This is a genomic window from Streptomyces sp. CB03238, assembly GCF_002099185.1.
Classification (GTDB): domain Bacteria; phylum Actinomycetota; class Actinomycetes; order Streptomycetales; family Streptomycetaceae; genus Streptomyces.
In genome coordinates, this window is record NZ_NBCN01000004.1 from 1 (window position 1) to 18,049 (window position 18,049).

At 71.2% G+C, this 18,049-nt stretch carries 14 protein-coding genes; 8 read left to right on the forward strand and 6 right to left on the reverse strand.

Features of this window, described 5'->3' with window-relative positions; genetic code table 11:
• Nucleotides 1-453: 453 nt before the first annotated feature.
• From BKD26_RS07305 to BKD26_RS07320, 4 genes are read right to left on the reverse strand one after another with little or no spacing between them, the layout of a single operon-like run.
• Entirely contained in the window at nt 454-1,071 is a 618-nt protein-coding gene (locus tag BKD26_RS07305; RefSeq protein WP_084897012.1) for a DUF2567 domain-containing protein, read from the reverse strand.
• Nucleotides 1,072-1,105: 34 nt separating this feature from the next.
• A complete protein-coding gene (locus BKD26_RS07310) occupies nt 1,106-1,915 on the reverse strand; it encodes an ABC transporter permease (RefSeq protein WP_241518587.1) in 810 nt (269 codons plus the stop codon).
• Between the two features lie 49 nt (nt 1,916-1,964).
• The gene (locus tag BKD26_RS07315) at nt 1,965-2,936 is read right to left on the reverse strand and encodes an ABC transporter ATP-binding protein (RefSeq protein WP_179166481.1); all 972 of its coding nucleotides are present in this window, start codon (nt 2,934-2,936) and stop codon (nt 1,965-1,967) included.
• Between the two features lie 38 nt (nt 2,937-2,974).
• A complete protein-coding gene (locus BKD26_RS07320) occupies nt 2,975-4,345 on the reverse strand; it encodes an NYN domain-containing protein (RefSeq protein WP_084897015.1) in 1,371 nt (456 codons plus the stop codon).
• Between the two features lie 223 nt (nt 4,346-4,568).
• On the opposite strand from BKD26_RS07320, the gene BKD26_RS40150 reads away from it, so the two are divergent.
• A complete protein-coding gene (locus BKD26_RS40150; protein WP_179166455.1) occupies nt 4,569-4,742 on the forward strand; it encodes a hypothetical protein in 174 nt (57 codons plus the stop codon).
• A gap of 79 nt (nt 4,743-4,821) precedes the next feature.
• Here the strand turns inward: BKD26_RS40150 and dnaE are convergent, their stop codons facing one another.
• Complete coding sequence (dnaE, locus tag BKD26_RS07325; protein ID WP_084897016.1) at nt 4,822-8,361, reverse strand: DNA polymerase III subunit alpha; 3,540 nt, start codon at nt 8,359-8,361, stop codon at nt 4,822-4,824.
• 168 nt (nt 8,362-8,529) lie between these two features.
• On the opposite strand from dnaE, the gene BKD26_RS07330 reads away from it, so the two are divergent.
• The 6 genes from BKD26_RS07330 to BKD26_RS07355 all read left to right on the forward strand — a co-directional run bounded on the left by BKD26_RS07330 (nt 8,530) and on the right by BKD26_RS07355 (nt 16,023).
• A complete protein-coding gene (locus BKD26_RS07330; RefSeq protein ID WP_084897017.1) occupies nt 8,530-9,855 on the forward strand; it encodes a DUF2252 domain-containing protein in 1,326 nt (441 codons plus the stop codon).
• A gap of 56 nt (nt 9,856-9,911) precedes the next feature.
• Nucleotides 9,912-10,598, forward strand: a complete 687-nt coding sequence (locus tag BKD26_RS07335; RefSeq protein ID WP_084897018.1) for a hypothetical protein — start codon at nt 9,912-9,914, stop codon at nt 10,596-10,598.
• A gap of 48 nt (nt 10,599-10,646) precedes the next feature.
• Entirely contained in the window at nt 10,647-11,459 is an 813-nt protein-coding gene (locus tag BKD26_RS07340) for a DsbA family protein (protein WP_084897019.1), read from the forward strand.
• 103 nt (nt 11,460-11,562) lie between these two features.
• Nucleotides 11,563-13,218: an alkaline phosphatase D family protein gene (locus BKD26_RS07345; protein ID WP_084897020.1), complete on the forward strand. Its 1,656-nt coding sequence runs from the start codon at nt 11,563-11,565 to the stop codon at nt 13,216-13,218.
• A gap of 295 nt (nt 13,219-13,513) precedes the next feature.
• Entirely contained in the window at nt 13,514-14,521 is a 1,008-nt protein-coding gene (locus BKD26_RS07350; protein ID WP_241518575.1) for a zinc metalloprotease, read from the forward strand.
• 20 nt (nt 14,522-14,541) lie between these two features.
• Nucleotides 14,542-16,023: a serine/threonine-protein kinase gene (locus BKD26_RS07355; protein ID WP_084897021.1), complete on the forward strand. Its 1,482-nt coding sequence runs from the start codon at nt 14,542-14,544 to the stop codon at nt 16,021-16,023.
• A 4-nt stretch (nt 16,024-16,027) separates the two neighbouring features.
• Here the strand turns inward: BKD26_RS07355 and BKD26_RS07360 are convergent, their stop codons facing one another.
• Nucleotides 16,028-16,615 (reverse strand): dienelactone hydrolase family protein, encoded by a 588-nt coding sequence (locus BKD26_RS07360; protein WP_084897022.1) that lies wholly within the window; start codon nt 16,613-16,615, stop codon nt 16,028-16,030.
• A 30-nt stretch (nt 16,616-16,645) separates the two neighbouring features.
• Between BKD26_RS07360 and BKD26_RS07365 the strand changes: the two genes are divergently transcribed.
• Entirely contained in the window at nt 16,646-17,860 is a 1,215-nt protein-coding gene (locus BKD26_RS07365; RefSeq protein ID WP_084897023.1) for a mechanosensitive ion channel domain-containing protein, read from the forward strand.
• Nucleotides 17,861-18,049: the final 189 nt, after the last annotated feature.

An 18,049-nucleotide genomic window follows, 5' to 3' on the forward strand; every position in this document is an offset into this window, starting at 1 on the left:
CACCCCACCCATACAGGGAAAATGCCCGCGCCACAGCCTTCTGCAACACGCTTTAGGGCCTGTCTTTCGGATCTTGCCGGGCTCGCGTGCCCTGGCACGCGCATCTGCGGCGCTGTCGTCGGTCGCCAATCCCCCAAGGTCTCGGCTGCGCTCGACCAGGGCGGACCCCCATGCCGCTGCCGCGGCGGGGCCGCTCATTGATCCGGCCTGGCCCAAAAGACACGCCCTACCGACGGGAAGCCGGCGGCGGCGGGTACGGGGCGGCACACGGGGTCCGCCCCTCCCGTACGGCTCCCCCTCCGGAGGCACACTCCCGGCGCACAGCCCGGGTCGGCGACGGGGGACCACCGCGCGGCGCGCCGTTGCCGCGCACCGGGGCGTGGGGCGACTGCCCTACACCTGCGTGCCCGGGGTCCGGGGCGGCGGTGGGGGACGACCCTGCTCCCGCCGCCGTCAGGCGGGGGCGTCCCAGTCCGGTTCCGGGTCGCGGGGGCCGAAGAGGCCCGTGAGGGCCAGGTGGACGAGCATCGCCGCCACCGGCCACGCCAGTACCGCCCCGTGCGCCTTGAGCTCCAGCGGCGCGTCGAACGTGACGCCCGCGCCGACCGCCCGGGCGTGTTCGGCGACGTCGTGCGCAGGGCCGAGCAGCGTGCCGACGCCCCAGCCGAGCAGCGAGCCCAGCAGGCCGCCCAGGGCGAGGCCCACCACGATCGCGATGCCGCCGTGCCGGTGGAACCAGAAGACGACCGCCGCGCTCAGCGCGCCGAAGCCGAGCGCCAGCAGGGTGTACGTGCCGTCGGCGCCGACCGCGCCCTCGCCCTCCGTGGCCTTGAGGAACACCGCCTTACCGTCCGAGACCAGCGGGATCCGGGGCGCCAGCCACAACCACAGCAGGCCAAGCGCGATCCCCGCGAGCATGACCGCGAGCAGGACCACGGCCCCCTGGCGTACCTCCGTGGCCACGTCCGGCGCGTCGTCCGCGTCCGACGAGGACGAGGCGGACGGGTACGGCGGCGGCCAGGCGGGGTCGTGCGGGGACGGCCGGTGCGGCGGAGTCAGCGGTGCGGTCACCCTGCCATCGTGCCAGGCGTCCTTGTACGGTGCCTCACCGGACCGCCGCCCGCCGGTACGCCCATGTCGCCACGGCCAGCGAGACGACGCCGACCACCGCGCAGACCACGAGGTCCAGTCCGACGGCCGCCCAGTCGGGCCGGGCGTCGAACGTCCGGGCGAGCGCCTCGACCCCGTACGTCGACGGCAGCAGGTCGCGTGCCCACCCGATGGGCTCGGGCAGCCGGTCGGCCGGCAGCACGCCCAGCAGCAGGGCGGCCGACATGCCGAGCTGGCCCAGCAGGGTGGCGAGTTCCTGCCGCGGCGCGAGCAGCCCCAGCGCCGCGCCGAGCCCGGCGAGGGCCGCGCCGGCGAGCGGGACGACCGCGGCCAGGATCCACAGGTGGGTCAGCGGCAACTGGAACAGCACCGAGCCGACGACCGCCGTCACCACCGTCCCGGGCACCGTGAACGAGGCGTACGCACCGGCCGCGCCCAGCACCACCGCGGCGGGCGGCACCGGCAGCGTGGCGTAGTGGTCGAGCCCGCCGCTCGCCCGCAGCTGCCCGAAGTACTGCGCGAGCAGGTTCAGCGCCACGAAGGCGACCACCAGCACCGACGAGCCGGCGACCACCGCCCGCGCCTCCGCCCCACCGTCGACGACGCCCCGCATCAGGACCATGATCCCGACCGACTGGAAGGTCGCCACGAACAACAGCGGGATACGGGCCACCCGGGCCCGCGACAGCTGCGCCCGGTAGACGGCGGCGAGCGCGGGCAGCAGCCGCGCCCGGGGCGCGAGCGGCGCGGCGCCGACCGCCGCCGGCTCGTCGACCTGCGCGGCGGCGACCGCGCCGGACGACAGAGCGGCCTGGGCTGCCTGTGCGGGCACGATGCTCAACGGATGCTCCTGTTCATGCCTTGACCAGGCCCTTCGTCTCGCCACCCAGCGCCAGGTACACGTCCTCCAGGCTCGGTGTGGCGAGCGTGAAGTCGTCGAGCGCCGCGAACGCCGCGCCGCCCGTCACCGCGGCGACCGCCGCCCGTGCCTCGTCCGGCGCGAGCCGCAGCACCCACGTGCGCCCCGACTCCTGCGCCGACCCGCGCAGCGCCGCCACCTCGGGCACGTCCAGCGGCGCCCGCTCGCGCCACACCAGCTCCACCCGTACCTCGCCCGCCACGCGCTCCTTGAGCCCCGCCGGGGTGTCGCAGGCGATGACCCGTCCGCGCTCCAGGACGGCGACCCGGTCCAGTACGGTCTCGGCCTCGATGACGTTGTGGGTGACGAGCAGCACCGTCGTGCCGTGCTCGGCGCGCCGCCGGTCGACCGCGGCCCACACGGCCCGCCGGGCGAGGGGGTCCATGCCGGTGGTCGGCTCGTCGAGGATCAGGACGGGCCGCTCCCCCACCAGCGCGGTCGCGAAACAGGCGAGCCGCCGCTGTCCACCGGACAGTTTCTTCAGGGGCCGCCCAGCCAGCTCCGCCAGGCCCAGCTCGTCCAGTACGGCGCCCCGCTCGGCGCGCGCGTCCCGGGCGGTCAGGCCGCGCAGCCGTCCGGTGGTCTCGGCGGCGAGGGCGACGGTCAGCTCGTCGAGAGCGGTGGATTCCTGCCCGAGGTACCCGATGAGGCGCGAGGCGCGCTCGGGGTGGCGTACGAGATCGTGGCCGAGCACCTCGACGGTGCCGCAATCGGGGCGCATCAGGCCGGTGAGCTGGCGTACGAGGGTGGACTTGCCGGCGCCGTTGGGGCCGAGCAGGCCGAAGATCTCACCGCCGCGCACGTCCAGGGACACCCCGTCGGTGGCGCGCACCTCGGGTGTCGCGGGCCTCCCGCGCCTGCCGCGCGTGGCGGGGTACGTCTTGACCAGCTCCCGCACCACGCACACCGTACTCACGAGGGATGAGCCTAAAGGGTCGCCCTGCCCTATTCGCCCACGGGGGCGCGCTCGGCCGCCGCCCGTACGTCGATCTCGCGCCAGAACCCGGCCCTGATCGCGTACCGGTCGTGCTCGTCGATCTGGTCGTCCTTGTGGGCGAGCAGGCCGAACCGCGCCGCGTACCGCAGCAGTTCGCCGTCGATGCGGTGCGGGATGCGCGGGTACATGGTGGACAGCTTCTGTACGTGGGCGGGGTCGGGGAGCCGTTCCATCCAGCGCCGGGCGAAGACCTGGCCGACCTCGAAGGGGTCGCCGCCGACCGTGGTGATGTCCTCCTCGCGGTCGGCCCAGCGCTGCTCGGCGCTGGTGAGCTGGGCGAGCGTGGGCAGCGAGGCGGTCTCGGGCGGTTCGCCGACCGTGGCGCCGGGGCGGTCGATCCAGCCGCGGTCGGAGGACCAGCGGAGGGTGGCGTTCGCGGGCTGGGCGGCGGCTGCCGGGCCGGCGGCGGGCTGGTGGCCGGGGGCGCGCAGGGCGGCCAGGTCCTTGGGGGTGGGGACGCCGCCCTTGGTGCCGCCGGCCGGGCCGGGCGCGACGGTGCCGTCGGTGCCGTCGGTGTCGGCCCCTCCGCCCTCGCGGGCCGCGCCATGGACGGACGTGCCGTGGACGGACGTGCCATTGACCGGGGTTCCATTGACGGAGGGCGTGCCGTTGACGGACGCAGTCCCATTGACGGAGGCCGCCGCGGCGGCTTCGGCGGCGCGCTCGGCCGAGGCGGCGAGGGCGGACTCGGGCAGCGGGGCGGAGAGGATCGCGGCGATCTCCGGGCGCGGGGCGGGGGGCGGCGAGCAGGGTCCGGTCAGCTCCTTGGCCCGTACGGCCCGGGTGATCCACTCGCGGTCGAGCACGCGGCGTTCGTCGGCCTCGGCGACCAGGTCCTCGGACTGGTTGTAGTCGCCGTCGGCGGCCTGGACGGCCCACAGGTGGACGGCGACGCCGTGTTCCTTGGCGGACATCAGACCGGGCAGCAGGTCACCGTCCCCGGTGACCAGCACGATGTCGGAGCAGGCCCGGTTGCGGGCCAGTTCGGTGAGTTCGGCGTGCATGGCCGCGTCGACGCCCTTCTGGGCCCAGCGCCCGTCGCTGCGGGTCAGGGCGCCCAGCCGGACGGTGACGCGCGGCATGACGCGCAGCCGGCGGTGTTCCGGCTGCGGTACGCGGTCGGGGGCGCCGTCGAACCAGTAGATGCGCAGCAGCGGCTGCTGGGTGTCGGCTTCGGCGCGTTCGCGGAGGCCTTGGATGAGGGCGGTGTGGTCGACGGTGATCCGGGAGCGGGCCGGTTCTCCGGCGAGAAGGCTGGCGGCGGCTCCCAGCAGGTAGCCGGCGTCCACCAGAACGACGCAGCGGTCCACGTGTTCCACCCTCTTTCGGGAACCTCGGGATCGGAAGTTGCTTCGGGTTTCCTTCGAGTCTGCCCGACTGCCGGAGGGTTAACGGCCGGAACTGGATCATCGGCGTGGCGGATCGCCCCAGCCCCGCGCGAGGACGGCCGACTACCGTCCGCAATGATCCAAAATGCGCGTCTTGTGTACGTATGTGAGTCTGGCAGCGGCCCTGGCCCCTACACCCCACGGAGGCATCACCATGGCCAAGAACAGGAAGTCGGACCGAAGTCAGCAGAAGGCGTCGCCGGCGGAGCGCGGCGCGCAGCAGGCGAAGAGCTCCTCGATGGAGGCGCAGGCGGAGCACCGGATCTCCCAGGTGACGCCGGCCGATGTCGCCGGCAAGGGTCGGCAGAAGCGGTTCGGCCACAACTGAGGCCACCGCCCGGCCCCGCGTATGCCGGAAGGGGCGCACCCGTGACGACGGGCGCGCCCCTTCCGCCTGCGTAAAGGAGTCAGCCGGCCAGGCAGGACGGGCCGAGCAGCACCTTCAGGTCGCCGAAGAGCGCCGGGTCGGGCTGGACGCGGTGCCGGTCGAGCCGGAGCACGGTGGTCTTCCGCGGCCCCTGGAGCTTGATCCGTACCTCGGTGTTGCCCTTGTGGTGGCTGAGGATCTCGCCGAGGCGGCTGATCATCGGCGGGGTCACCTTGACCGTGGGGATGGTGACGACGACGGGCGCGTTGGTGCCGGCCGACGACAGGTCGGGGACCATCAGCTCCATGGCGACCAGCCGCGGCACGTCCTCGCGCTTGTCGAGGCGGCCCTTGACGAAGACCACGGTGTCCTCGACGAGCTGGGTGGACACCAGTTGGTACGTCGCGGGGAAGAACATGCACTCGATGGAACCGGCGAGGTCCTCGACGGTGGCGATGGCCCACGCGTTGCCCTGCTTGGTCATCTTGCGCTGCAGGCCCGAGATGATGCCGCCGATGGTGACGACCGCGCCGTCCGCGTGCTCACCACCGGTGAGCTGCGCGATGGCGGCGTCGGCCTTGTCGGACAGCACGTGTTCGATGCCGAAGAGCGGGTGGTCGGAGACGTACAGGCCGAGCATTTCGCGCTCCTGCGCGAGGAGGTAGGACTTCTCCCACTCGACGTCGGAGAACTCGACGTCCAGTCCGAAGCCCGGCTCGTCGCTCGTCTCCTCGCCCATGCCGCCGAAGAGGTCGAACTGTCCCTCGGCCTCCTTGCGCTTGACCGCGACCACGTTGTCGATCATCGGCTCGTGGTGGGCGACCAGGCCCTTGCGGGTGTGGCCCATCTCGTCGAAGGCACCGGCCTTGATGAGCGACTCGATGGTGCGCTTGTTGCAGACGACCGCCTCGACCTTGTCGAGGAAGTCGGGGAAGGAGGTGTACTTCCCCTTCGCCTTGCGGCACCGGATGATCGACTCGACGACGTTCGTACCGACGTTCCGCACGGCGGAGAGGCCGAAGAGGATGACGTCGTCACCCTGGGCGGCGAAGTTCGACTCGGACTCGTTGACGTTGGGCGGGAGCACCTTGATGCCCATGCGGCGGCACTCGTTCAGGTAGACGGCCGACTTGTCCTTGTCGTCCTTGACCGAGGTGAGCAGCGCCGCCATGTACTCGGCGGGGTGGTTGGCCTTGAGGTACGCCGTCCAGTAGGAGACGAGTCCGTACGCGGCGGAGTGCGCTTTGTTGAAGGCGTATCCGGCGAAGGGGACCAGCACGTCCCACAGGGCCTGGATCGCCTCGTCGCTGTAGCCGTTCTTCTTGGCGCCGGCCTGGAAGATGGTGAAGTTCTTCGCCAGCTCCTCGGGCTTCTTCTTGCCCATGACGCGGCGGAGGATGTCGGCCTCGCCGAGCGAGTAGCCGGCGATGATCTGGGCGGCCTTCTGGACCTGCTCCTGGTAGACGATCAGGCCGTGGGTGACGCCGAGGACCTCCTTGAGCGGTTCCTCCAGCTCGGGGTGGATCGGGGTGATCTCCTGCTGGCCGTTCTTGCGCAGCGCGTAGTTGGTGTGCGAGTTCATGCCCATCGGGCCCGGCCGGTAGAGGGCCGAGACGGCGGAGATGTCCTCGAAGTTGTCGGGCTTCATCAGCCGCAGCAGGGACCGCATGGGGCCGCCGTCGAACTGGAAGACGCCGAGGGTGTCGCCGCGCTGGAGCAGCTCGAAGGTCGTCGGGTCGTCGAGGGGCAGGCTCAGGAGATCGATGTCGATCCCCTTGTTGGCCTTCACCATCTTGACGGCGTCGTCCATGATCGTGAGGTTGCGCAGGCCGAGGAAGTCCATCTTCAGCAGGCCGAGCGACTCGCAGCTCGGGTAGTCCCACTGCGTGATGGTGACGCCGTCGGTGTGCCTGACCCAGACGGGGACGTGGTCGACGATCGGCTCGCTGGACATGATCACGCCGGCGGCGTGCACGCCCATCTGCCGGACCAGGCCCTCCACGCCCCGCGCGGTGTCGATGACCTTCTTCACGTCCGGCTCGTTCTCGTACATCGCCCGGACCTCGCCCGCCTCCGAGTAGCGGGGGTGGGAGGCGTCGGTGATGCCGGAGAGCGGGATGCCCTTGCCGAGGACGTCGGCGGGCATCGCCTTGGTGATGCGGTCACCCATCGCGTACGGGTAGCCCAGGACGCGTGCGGAGTCCTTGATCGCGTTCTTGGCTTTGATCGTGCCGTACGTGCCGATCATGGCGACCTTGTCCTCGCCGTACTTCTCGGTCACGTACCTGATCACCTCGACGCGCCTGCGCTCGTCGAAGTCGATGTCGACATCGGGCATGGAGACGCGCTCGGGGTTGAGGAAGCGCTCGAAGATCAGGCCGTGCGGGATGGGGTCGAGGTCGGTGATGCCCAGCGCGTACGCCACGATCGAGCCGGCCGCGGAGCCTCGGCCGGGGCCCACCGCGATGCCCTGGTTCTTCGCCCACATGATGAAGTCCGCGACGACGAGGAAGTACCCCGGGAACCCCATCTGGATGATGACGTCCATCTCGTACTCGACCTGCTGCTGGCGGTCCTCCGGGATGCCGTCGGGGAAGCGGCGGTGCATGCCGCGCTGGACTTCCTCCTTGAACCAGCTGACCTCGGTGTGCCCCTCGGGGATGTCGAACTTCGGCATGAGGTCGCGCTTCTCGAACATGCCGGTGGTGTCGATCTGCTCGGCCACCAGGAGCGTGTTGGCGCAGCCCTCCTGCCAGGCGTCCGAGGAGTCGATGGCGTACATCTCGTCCGTGGACTTGAGGTAGTAGCCGGTGCCGTCGAACTTGAAGCGGTCGGGGTCGGAGAGGTTCTTGCCGGTCTGGATGCACAGCAGCGCGTCGTGGGCGGAGGCCTCGTGCGCGTACGTGTAGTGCGAGTCATTGGTGACCAGGGGCGGGATGCCGAGCTTCTTGCCGATCTCCAGCAGCCCGTCGCGGACCCGGCGCTCGATCTCGATGCCGTGGTCCATCAGCTCCAGGAAGTACCGGTCCTTGCCGAAGATGTCCTGGTACTCGGAGGCCGACTTCAGGGCCTCGTCGAACTGGCCGAGGCGCAGCCGGGTCTGGAGCTCGCCCGAGGGGCAGCCGGTGGAGGCGATCAGCCCCTCCGACCACTTCGCGATGGTCTCCTTGTCCATACGCGGCCACTTGGTCAGCCAGCCCTCCTTGTACGCGTCGGAGGAGAGCCGGAACAGGTTGTGCAGGCCGGTCGCGTTCGCCGCCCAGATCGTCTTGTGGGTGTACCCACCGGAACCGGAGACGTCGTCCCGCTTCTGGTGCGGCTGGCCCCACTGGACCTTGCGCTTGTTGCGGCGCGACTCCGGGGCGACATACGCCTCGATGCCGATGATCGGCGTGACCCCCGCCTTCTGCGCCGAGTGGAAGAAGTCGTACGCCCCGTGCAGGTTGCCGTGGTCCGACATCGCGATGTGCGTCATGCCCATCTCGTTGCAGGCGTTGAACATGTCCTTGAGCCGCGCGGCACCGTCCAGGAGCGAGTACTGGGTGTGCACGTGAAGGTGCGTGAACGGCGGCTTCGACACGGCTGCTGCCTCCGGCGGTCGGGGATGGGGGACAGCTCGGAAGTCTACGTCGCCCCACTGACAACGACCGGGCACCTGGGAGTACGGTCGCGCGTTGAGACGGACGGAACACCTGTCCGTTTTGTTGAGTACGAACCCATGCACGTCCGCACCAGGAGGCACCCCGCGATGTCGGTCCCCCAGCCCACCGCCGAGGAGCGCGGTGAGCAGATCCTCTCCGTCTTCGGCACCGCCTTCGGCGAGCTCCTGGCCGCCGACCCGGCCGCCTTCCGGGTCAAGTTCCGGAAGATGGCCGGCTCGGCCTTCGCCTTCTACCGGGGCACGGCCTGCCTCTTCTACGCCGACCTCGAGCGGGAGCAGCACGGCGGCCCGTACCTGGACGAGCGGACCGGGCGGGTGTGGATCCACGGCGATCTGCACGCGGAGAACTTCGGCACGTACATGGACGCCAACGGGCGGCTGATCTTCAACGTCAACGACTTCGACGAGGCGTACGTCGGGCCCTTCACCTGGGACCTGAAGCGGCTGTCGGCGTCCCTGGCGCTGATCGGCTACACCAAGGCGCTCAGCGACCAGCAGATCACCGAGCTGGTGCGGATCTGCGCCGCCGCGTACCGGGAGCGGATCCACGCCCTGGCGACGGGCGCCAAGAACGACGGAGTGCCGCCCTTCACCCTCGACACGGCGGAGGGCCCGCTGCTGGACGCGCTGCGCGACGCGCGGTCGCTGACCCGGTTCGGGCTGCTGGAGTCGATGACGGAGATCCGTGACTTCGAACGCCGGTTCTCGGCGGGCGGCGGGGCCATCGAGCTGGACGCGGCGACGCGCTACAAGGTGCTGGCGGCGTTCGACGGGTACCTGGAGACGCTGCCGGAGTCGAGCCTGGCCCGGCCCGACTCGTACCGTGTGAAGGACGTGGTGGGGCGGCGCGGCATCGGCATAGGGTCGGCCGGGCTGCCCTCGTACAACATCCTCCTGGAGGGCAACAGCGACGCCCTCGAGAACGATGTCGTGATCTACATGAAGCAGGCGCAGACCCCGGCGGTCTCCCGCCATGTGACGGACCCGGCCGTGCGCGCCTACTTCCAGCACGAGGGGCACCGTACGGTCATCTCGCAGCGCGCCCTCCAGGACCACGCCGACCCGTGGCTGGGCTGGACGGAGCTGGACGGCGCCGGGCAGCTGGTGGCGGAGGTCTCGCCGTACGCCGTGGACCTGGACTGGTCGGACATCGACGACCCGGAGGAGATCGCGGCGACCGTCGCGGATCTCGGCCGGGCGACGGCGACGATGCACGCGGCGGCGGACGACGAGAGCGGGCACTCCCTGGTGCCGTTCTCCACGGAGCGGGCCATCGACGCGGCGATCGCGGCGGACGAGGAGGGCTTCGGGGAGCTGCTGGTGGACTTCGCGCACAGCTACGGTGCCCGGGCGCGGGCGGACCACCAGATCTTCGTCGACCTGTTCCGCAACGGCCGCATCCCCGGCCTGTAGGCACGGCCGGATCCTTTAGGGACCGCTTACAGGCAGGCGTGGCAAACTCTCGGACGATGGACGAGATATCCGGGACCCGGCTCAGGTGGCTGCGGGCGGCGTTCTTCACGGCACTCGTCGTGACGCTGTCCGTAACCTCCCATGTGCTGCTGTCGGCGGTCCCGCTGCCGCTGACGACCGTCGCCGCCGTCGCGGCCGGGGTCTTCGGCGTCGCGTACGCGCTGGCGGGCGCCGAACGCGGTTACTGGCGCATCGCGGGGCTGCTCGTGCCGCTGGAGCTGGCCGCCGACACCGTCTTCACCGCCGGCCAGCACGTCTGTTACGGCCCGGCCGGCGGCCCCGTGGCGGGGTCCCTGCGGACGGTCGGCGTCGATGTGCTGTGCGGCGGCGGTGTGGGCACCCCGCTGACCGGTGTCACCGCCCCGGACGGCGGGGTCGCCGCCCTGCTCCGCTCCCCCGACCCGGCGCTGCCGTGGCTGCTGCTGGCCGCGCACGTCTCCGTCGGGCTGCTGGCCGCGGCCTGGCTGCGGCGGGGCGAGAGCGCGCTGGCCGGGCTGGTGCGGTCGGTGGCCGCCTTCGCGTTCCGGCCCCTGCTGCTCGTGATCGCCGTGGCCGGTGCGGTGGCCCCGGCCGTACGGCGGGGCCCCCGGCCCGCGAGCAGGCCCCGCCCGTCCCGTACCCGTCTCCTCGTGCACTCCGTGGGGCGGCGTGGACCGCCGTGCCGGACGGCCCTCGCCGCCTGAGCACAGCAGTCCCCCTTCACACACGGAATTCCCACGGAGAACACCACCATGAGTGCACGCAACAGCCAGGCCAACAAGGCAGCCGCACGCGAACGGCTTCGCCAGGAGCGCGAGCGTCAGGCCAAGAAGGAGAAGATCCGCCGGCAGATCACCGTCGGCGTCTCGGCGCTCGCCGTCCTGGCGGTGGCCGGCGGCGTCGGCTACGCCGTGATGCAGGCGAACAAGCCGTCCCAGTGGGAGGCGGCGAAGGACCGGACGAGCGTCACCGCGCCGAAGAACACCTCGGGCGAGAACGGCACCACCCTCGTCATCGGCAAGCCGGCCGCGAAGAAGACTCTGGAGCTGTACGAGGACTCGCGCTGCCCGATCTGCGCGACGTTCGAGCAGCAGGTCGGCGAGACGATCGAGAAGGACGTCTCCGCCGGGAAGTACAAGATCAAGTACGTCGGCGCCACGTTCATCGACAACTCCGACCAGGGTGAGGGCTCCAAGAACGCCCTCTCCGCGCTGGGCGCCGCCCTCGACGTCAGCCCGGAGGCGTTCCTCGACTACAAGGCGGCCCTCTACTCGGCGAAGTACCACCCCGAGGAGAGCAAGGACAAGTTCGCCGACGACTCCTACCTCCTGGAGATCGCCGGCACCGTCCCGGCCCTGAAGAGCAACGCCGAGTTCAAGAAGAACGTCGAGAAGGGCACCTTCGACGCGTGGGCGATGAAGATGTCCGAGGCGTTCGACAAGAGCGGGGTGAAGGGCACCCCGACGGTGAAGATGGACGGCAAGACCGTCACCGACGCGCGGGGCAACGCCCCCATGACGGTTCCCGAGTTCACCGTCGCGATCGACAAGGCGCTCAAGGGATAACAGGGACAGCAGAGGCGCGCGGAGCGGCTTTCGGCCAACGGGCGGGTGAACTCTGTGGAGTTCACCCGCCCATCTGTTCTACCGATCAGTAATCTGTTCGGCCGTGACCAGTCGATTCCCTTCCGCTCCCAGCCGCCGCACGGTCGTCAAGGCCGCTGCCGCCACTGCTGTCGCCGCTCCCGTCCTGGCCTCCGCCCCGCCCGCCACGGCGGACGTCCGGGCCCCTGCCTTCCTCCATGGGATCGCCTCCGGTGACCCGCTGCCCGACGGCGTCCTGCTGTGGACGCGGGTGACCCCGACCCCCGACGCCCTCCCGGGCTCCGGCAAGGGCCCGGACACCGAGGTGAGATGGGAGGTCTCGGAGGACAGAGCCTTCACCCGGACCGTGGCGCGCGGCGCCGTCACGGCGACGGCCGCGTCCGACCACACCGTCAAGGTCGATGTAAGGGGCCTGCGCCAGGAGACCGTCCATTACTTCCGCTTCACCGCCGGGCCCGACGCCTCGGCGGCCGTCTCCCCCGTGGGCCGGACCCGCACCACCCCGGCCGCCGACGCCACGACGGCCGGGGTGCGCTTCGGCGTGGTCTCCTGCGCCAACTGGGAGGCCGGCCACTTCTCCGCGTACCGCCATCTCGCCGCCCGGGCGGACCTGGACGCGGTCCTCCACCTCGGCGACTACATCTACGAGTACGAGACGGGCGGTTACCCCGAACCGGACTACGTGGTCCGGCAGCACGAGCCGAAGCACGAGATCGTCACCCTCGCCGACTACCGCCTGCGGCACGCCACCTACAAGACGGACGGCGACCTCCAGGCCCTGCACGCCGCGCACCCGGTGATCGCCATCTGGGACGACCACGAGATCGCCAACGACACCTGGTCGGGCGGCGCGCAGAACCACACGCCGGGCGCGGAGGGCGACTGGGCGGCCCGCGCGGCGGCCGCCAGGCAGGCGTACTTCGAGTGGATGCCGGTCCGCACCTCCACCGAGGGCACCGTCTACCGCCGGCTGCGCTTCGGCAGGCTGGCCGACCTGCACCTGCTGGACCTCCGCTCGTTCCGCTCGCAGCAGGCCTCCACGGGCAGCGGCGAGGTCGACGACCCGGACCGTACGATCACGGGCCGCGGGCAACTGGACTGGCTGAAGGCGGGACTGGCGTCCTCCGACGCGGCCTGGAAGCTGGTCGGCACCTCGGTGATGATCTCGCCGGTCGCCTTCGGCTCCCTGCCGGCCCACCTGCTGGGCCCGGTCGCGGAGCTGCTGGGCCTGCCCAAGGGCGGCCTGGCGATCAACGTGGACCAGTGGGACGGCTACACGGACGACCGCAAGGAACTGCTCGCCCACCTGACGAACCGGTCCATCACCAACACCGTGTTCCTGACCGGTGACATCCATATGGCCTGGGCCAACGACGTCCCGGTGACGGCGGCCACCTACCCGGCGTCACGGTCGGCGGCGACCGAGTTCGTGGTGACGTCGGTGACCTCCGACAACCTGGACGACATCCTCCATGTCGCGCCCGGCACGGTCTCGCTGGTCGCGGCGGCGGCGATCAGGGGCGCCAACCGCCATGTGAAGTGGGTGGACATGGACAACCACGGGTACGGCGTCCTGGATGTGACCGCGGAGCGCTCGCAGATGGACTACTACACCGTCTCCGACAAGAAGAAGCCGGACGCGTCCTCGGCCTGGATCCGCTCCTACCGGACGCTCAGTGGAACGCAGAAGGTCGAGCGGGTGTACACCCCGGTTCGCTGACGATCCATCAGCGGCGATTTCCAGCCAATCCTCTGCCTGTTAACAGGAGATCACAGAGCCGTGGCGGGTGGCGTGTTCGGTGGATCGAATGGGGGCACACCGCCCGTCACCGTCGCCGGGTTCATTACGTGGAGATCTCGAACTCTGGGACCGGCCGAAGGATTTCTCCCCGATGTCTTCAATTACTCAACGATTGATTGGGCTTGTTCAATGCTCATCAAGATCTGACATGGCCACGTAATCTCCCCGCGGTGGTGAGGAAGGCCCTCCCCACAACCCCCCGCGAGGAGTCACCATGCGTGCTCTTGCCCGAATATCTCCGCGTATGCACCGCCGTGCTCTCGGTACGGCGGTCATGGCCGGATCCCTGGCCCTCTTCCCGCTCTCCGCCCCGACGAGTGTCGCCGCCGCCACGCCGCCGGTCACCGCTGCCGCTCCCACCGCAGCCGAGGAGTGCGCCGACGGTTCGGGCGCCTCCGCCACCGCACGCGAGATCCACCCCGAGGGCGCCGGTCACGCGGACGAACCCAACGAGATCACCGAGGCCAAGGCCAAGGCCATGGACGCGGACCTGAGGAAGAGACTGGAGGCGGCCCGGGCCAACGGCAGCCGCATGAACGTCGCCGCCACCACCATCCCCGTCTACTTCCACGTCATCCACGACGGCGAGACCGGCAAGCTCTCCGCCACCGACATCGGCCGCCAGATGGCCGTCCTCAACTCCGCCTTCGGTGGCCAGGGCACCGGCAACGCCGACTCCGGCTTCCAGTTCTCGCTGGCCGGCACGGACTACACGGACAACCCGGCCTGGTACAACCTCAGCTCCGGCTCCGCCGAGGAGAAGGCCATGAAGACGGCGCTCCGCAAGGGCGGGGCCAACGCGCTCAACTTCTACACCGCCAACCTCAGCGGCGGGCTGCTCGGCTGGGCCACCTTCCCGTCCTCGTACAAGTCCAACCCGACCATGGACGGCGTCGTCGTGCTCGACGCCTCCCTCCCGGGCGGCTCGGCCACCAACTACGCCGAGGGCGACACCGGCACCCATGAGGTCGGCCACTGGATGGGGCTCTACCACACCTTCCAGGGCGGCTGTAACGGCAACGGCGACTACGTCACCGACACGCCCGCCGAGAAGAGCCCGGCCTACGAGTGCCCGACCGGGCGCGACACGTGCGCCAACAAGACGGGTGTTGACCCGATTCACAACTTCATGGACTACACGTACGACGCGTGCATGTACCAGTTCACCGGGGGCCAGGTGCAGCGCATGAAGGACCACTGGACGGCGTACCGGGCCGGCTGACTTCCCTCTAACCTGGCGCCATGAGTGCGCCGGGGGACGTGATCGACGGTCGGTTCGAGCTGCTGCAACGGCTCGGCAGCGGGGGCATGGGCACGGTGTGGCGGGCACGCGACACCGTGCTCCACCGCGAAGTGGCCCTCAAGGAGGTGCGGTACGACGCCGGCGCGGCCGGCCCCATGAGGGAGCGGGTGCTGCGCGAGGCGCGGGCGCTGGCCCGACTGAGCCACCCGCATGTGGTGACCGTCCATCACATCGTGGACGCACGGCCGCATCCATGGATCGTGATGGAGCTGCTGCCCGGGACCTCCCTCCAGGACCGGATCGCCGCCCAGGGCCCCCTGCCACCGGTCGAGGCGGCGCGCCTCGGCCGCCAGGTGCTGGCCGCGCTGCGCGCCGCCCACGCGGCCGGGATCCAGCACCGGGACGTCAAGCCCGCGAACGTCCTGCTGCGGGCGGACGAGAGCGCGGTCCTCACCGACTTCGGGATCGCCGCGCTCCAGGGCTCCACCTCGCTGACGGCGACCGGCGAGCTGGTCGGCTCGCCCGAGTACATGGCACCCGAGAGGATCCGGGGCCTCGACAACGACCCGGCCTCCGACCTGTGGTCGCTGGGGCTCGTCCTGTACGTGTGCGTGGAGGGCGTCAGTCCGCTGCGCCGCGCGACGACGCTGGCCACGCTGGCGGCCGTCCTCGACGACCCGGTTCCCCCTCCCGTACGCTCCGGCCCCCTCGCGCCCGTCCTGAGTGCCCTGCTCGTCCGCAACCCGGCGGCCCGTCCCGACGCCGCCCGCCTGGACGCCATGCTCGCGCTGGCGGAGACGGGGACGACGCCTCCGCCGCACTGGTCGGCGCACCCGACGGTCACGTCGGCGGCACGCCCGGCGCCGACGCCCCCGCTCCCACTCCCACTCCCATCCCCCGGCCGCCCGGCCCGGAGCCGTACCCCCGTCGTGGTCGCGGCCGTCGCGGTGGCCGTGGCGCTGGTCGCCGCGACCGCCCTGGTACTGGTACTGCGCGACGGGCCGGACACGAGCGCGGAGGGCCGCAACGGCTCGACCCCGCCACCGACCGCCGCCCCCGCACCCACCCTCAGCGCCCCGCCGACCGCCGCCCCCACGACGAGCAGCCCGGCGCCTCCCCCACCGCCTCCACCCACGCCCTCCGACCCGCTGGCCGACAGCTGGATCGCCCAGCTCGCCTCCGTGTCCAAGTCCTCTGGCACCGGCGCCCGGGCGCGCATGGCCTCGTCCCTCCGCGACAAGGGGCTGGAAGAAGCCGACTACCTGGACAGCGACGCGTACGCCTCCCTGCGCCCCGGTTACTGGGTGTTCTACGTGCCGGGCTACAACAGCGGCACGGAAGCCGCGCAATGGTGCCGGTCCGCAGGGCTCACCTCCAGGAACGACTGCCTCGGCCGCTACCTGAGCCACCGCTCGTCGGACTTCGGCTACCAGTGCGTCCCCGGGCCCGGCGCCGTCAGGGGCCGCTGCACACGAGCGTGAGCCGCTACAGCTTCTCCCGGTCCTCCAGGTCCTCCAGGAAGGACAGCGCGATCGCCCACGTCCGCTCCGCCGCCTCCTCGTCGTAGTCGGGCAGCTCCGGGTCGGTGTACAGGTGCCCGGCCCCCGGATGGCGGTGGACCTCGGTGTCCGCACCCGCCCGCTGCATCTGCAGGTACCAGGCGTTCAGCCAGTCGTGCGGCTCAAAAGGATCGGGGTCGGCGACATGCAGCTGTACGGGAAGCTCGTCCACCGACGCGCTCGGCGCGATGTCCGACGTACCGTGCAACAGCAGCAGCCCCCGCGCCTTCTCGTCGCCCAGCGCCATGGTCTGCGCGATCGACGCGCCCATCGAGAACCCCGCGTACACGAGCCCTCGCTCCGAGTACGGGGCGGCGGCCATGACGGCCCGCTTGAGCAGCTCCTCCTTGCCGATCCGGTCCTTGATCGCCATGCCCTCCTCCATGGTGCCTGCCGTTTGACCGTCGTACAGGTCGGGCACGTGCACGTGGTGCCCGGCGGCGCGCAGCCGGTCGGCTGCGGCGTGCACGGCCGGGCGCGGACCGTAGGCCGAGTGGAAGAGCATGATGTCCATCCGGCCATCCTGCCAGTTGGATGCGGAGCCATGGAGAACGCACTGCGCCCGTTGACCGTCCTCGGTGGCTCGGTGGTGCTCACGCTGATGGTCGGCTACCTCGTCGACGTCACGCTGCGCCGAGCCGATGCCCGGCACCACGAGACCCCGCTGTGGGGGCTGCTGCGCCGCTGCCGGCTGCCCCTGCAGGTCGTCCTGCTCACCGCGCTGCTGCGCGGCTCGTACGCCCAGACCCGCTGGCAGCTCATCGAGGAGCACGAGGCCGGGATAGGCCAGGTGCTGACACTGGTACTGATCGGGGCGAGCGCCTGGCTGGTGGCGCGGATCGCCGCGGCCATAGTGGAGTCCAGTTACGCCCGGTACGCCTCGTCCACCCGCGACGCGGCGCGGGTGCGCCGGGTCCGTACCCAGGTGACGCTGATCATGCGGATCGTCACGGCGGTGGTCGGCGTGGTGGCGGTCGCCGCGATGCTGCTCACGTTTCCGGACTTCCGGACGATCGGTACGTCGATGCTGGCGTCGGCGGGCATCATCGGCATCGTCGCCGGTATCGCCGCCCAGTCCACGCTCGGGAACCTCTTCGCCGGCTTCCAGATCGCCTTCGGCGACATGGTGCGGATCGGCGACACGGTCGTGGTGGACGGCGAGTGGGGCGTGGTGGAGGAGGTCACGCTGACGTTCCTGGCCGTACGGACGTGGGACGAGCGCCGGATCACGATGCCGGTGTCGTACTTCACCAGCAAGCCGTTCGAGAACTGGTCGCGCGGCGGCGCCCAGATGACCGGCACGGTCTTCTTCCACCTGGACCACTCGGCGCCGGTGAGCCTGATGCGCGAGAAGCTCAAGGAGATCCTCGCGAAGTGCCCGGCCTGGGACGGCCGCGACTGGTCGCTGGCCGTCACGGACACCACACCGAGCACCATCCAGGTGCGCGCGGTCGTCACGGCGAAGGACGCGGACGACGTCTGGACGGTGCGGTGCGTCGTACGGGAGCAGATGGTCGCCTGGCTGTGCGAGAAGCACCCGTACGCGCTGCCGCGCATCGCCACGTCCCCGGCGTCCCTGCCCCCGGACGGCCAGTGGCCGGAGCTCGGCAAGGCGGCCACCCGCCCGCCGCGCGCGTCGGAGGTCCTCAGCAACAACGCGGACAGCTACGTCCCTGACGGCGACGCCCCGGCCGAGGACGCCTACGCCCTCGACGGCGAGCCCCCGTCCAAGGACGCCCCCCGCACAGGCCGCGGCTGACGGAACGGCCCGGAGCGGCGCCCTGACGGGCGTGGCGGGCCCGCGTGGGGCGCGCCCCCTGCCGGGCGCGGCTGGCGCCCGCCGACCGGGCCCCGCGGCCCCTGGCATCCGCGCGGGCCGCCTGCCGGGCACGGGCAGCCGCCCGCCGGCCCAGGGGCAACCCCGCCGCGGTCCGTCCCGAGGCCGGGC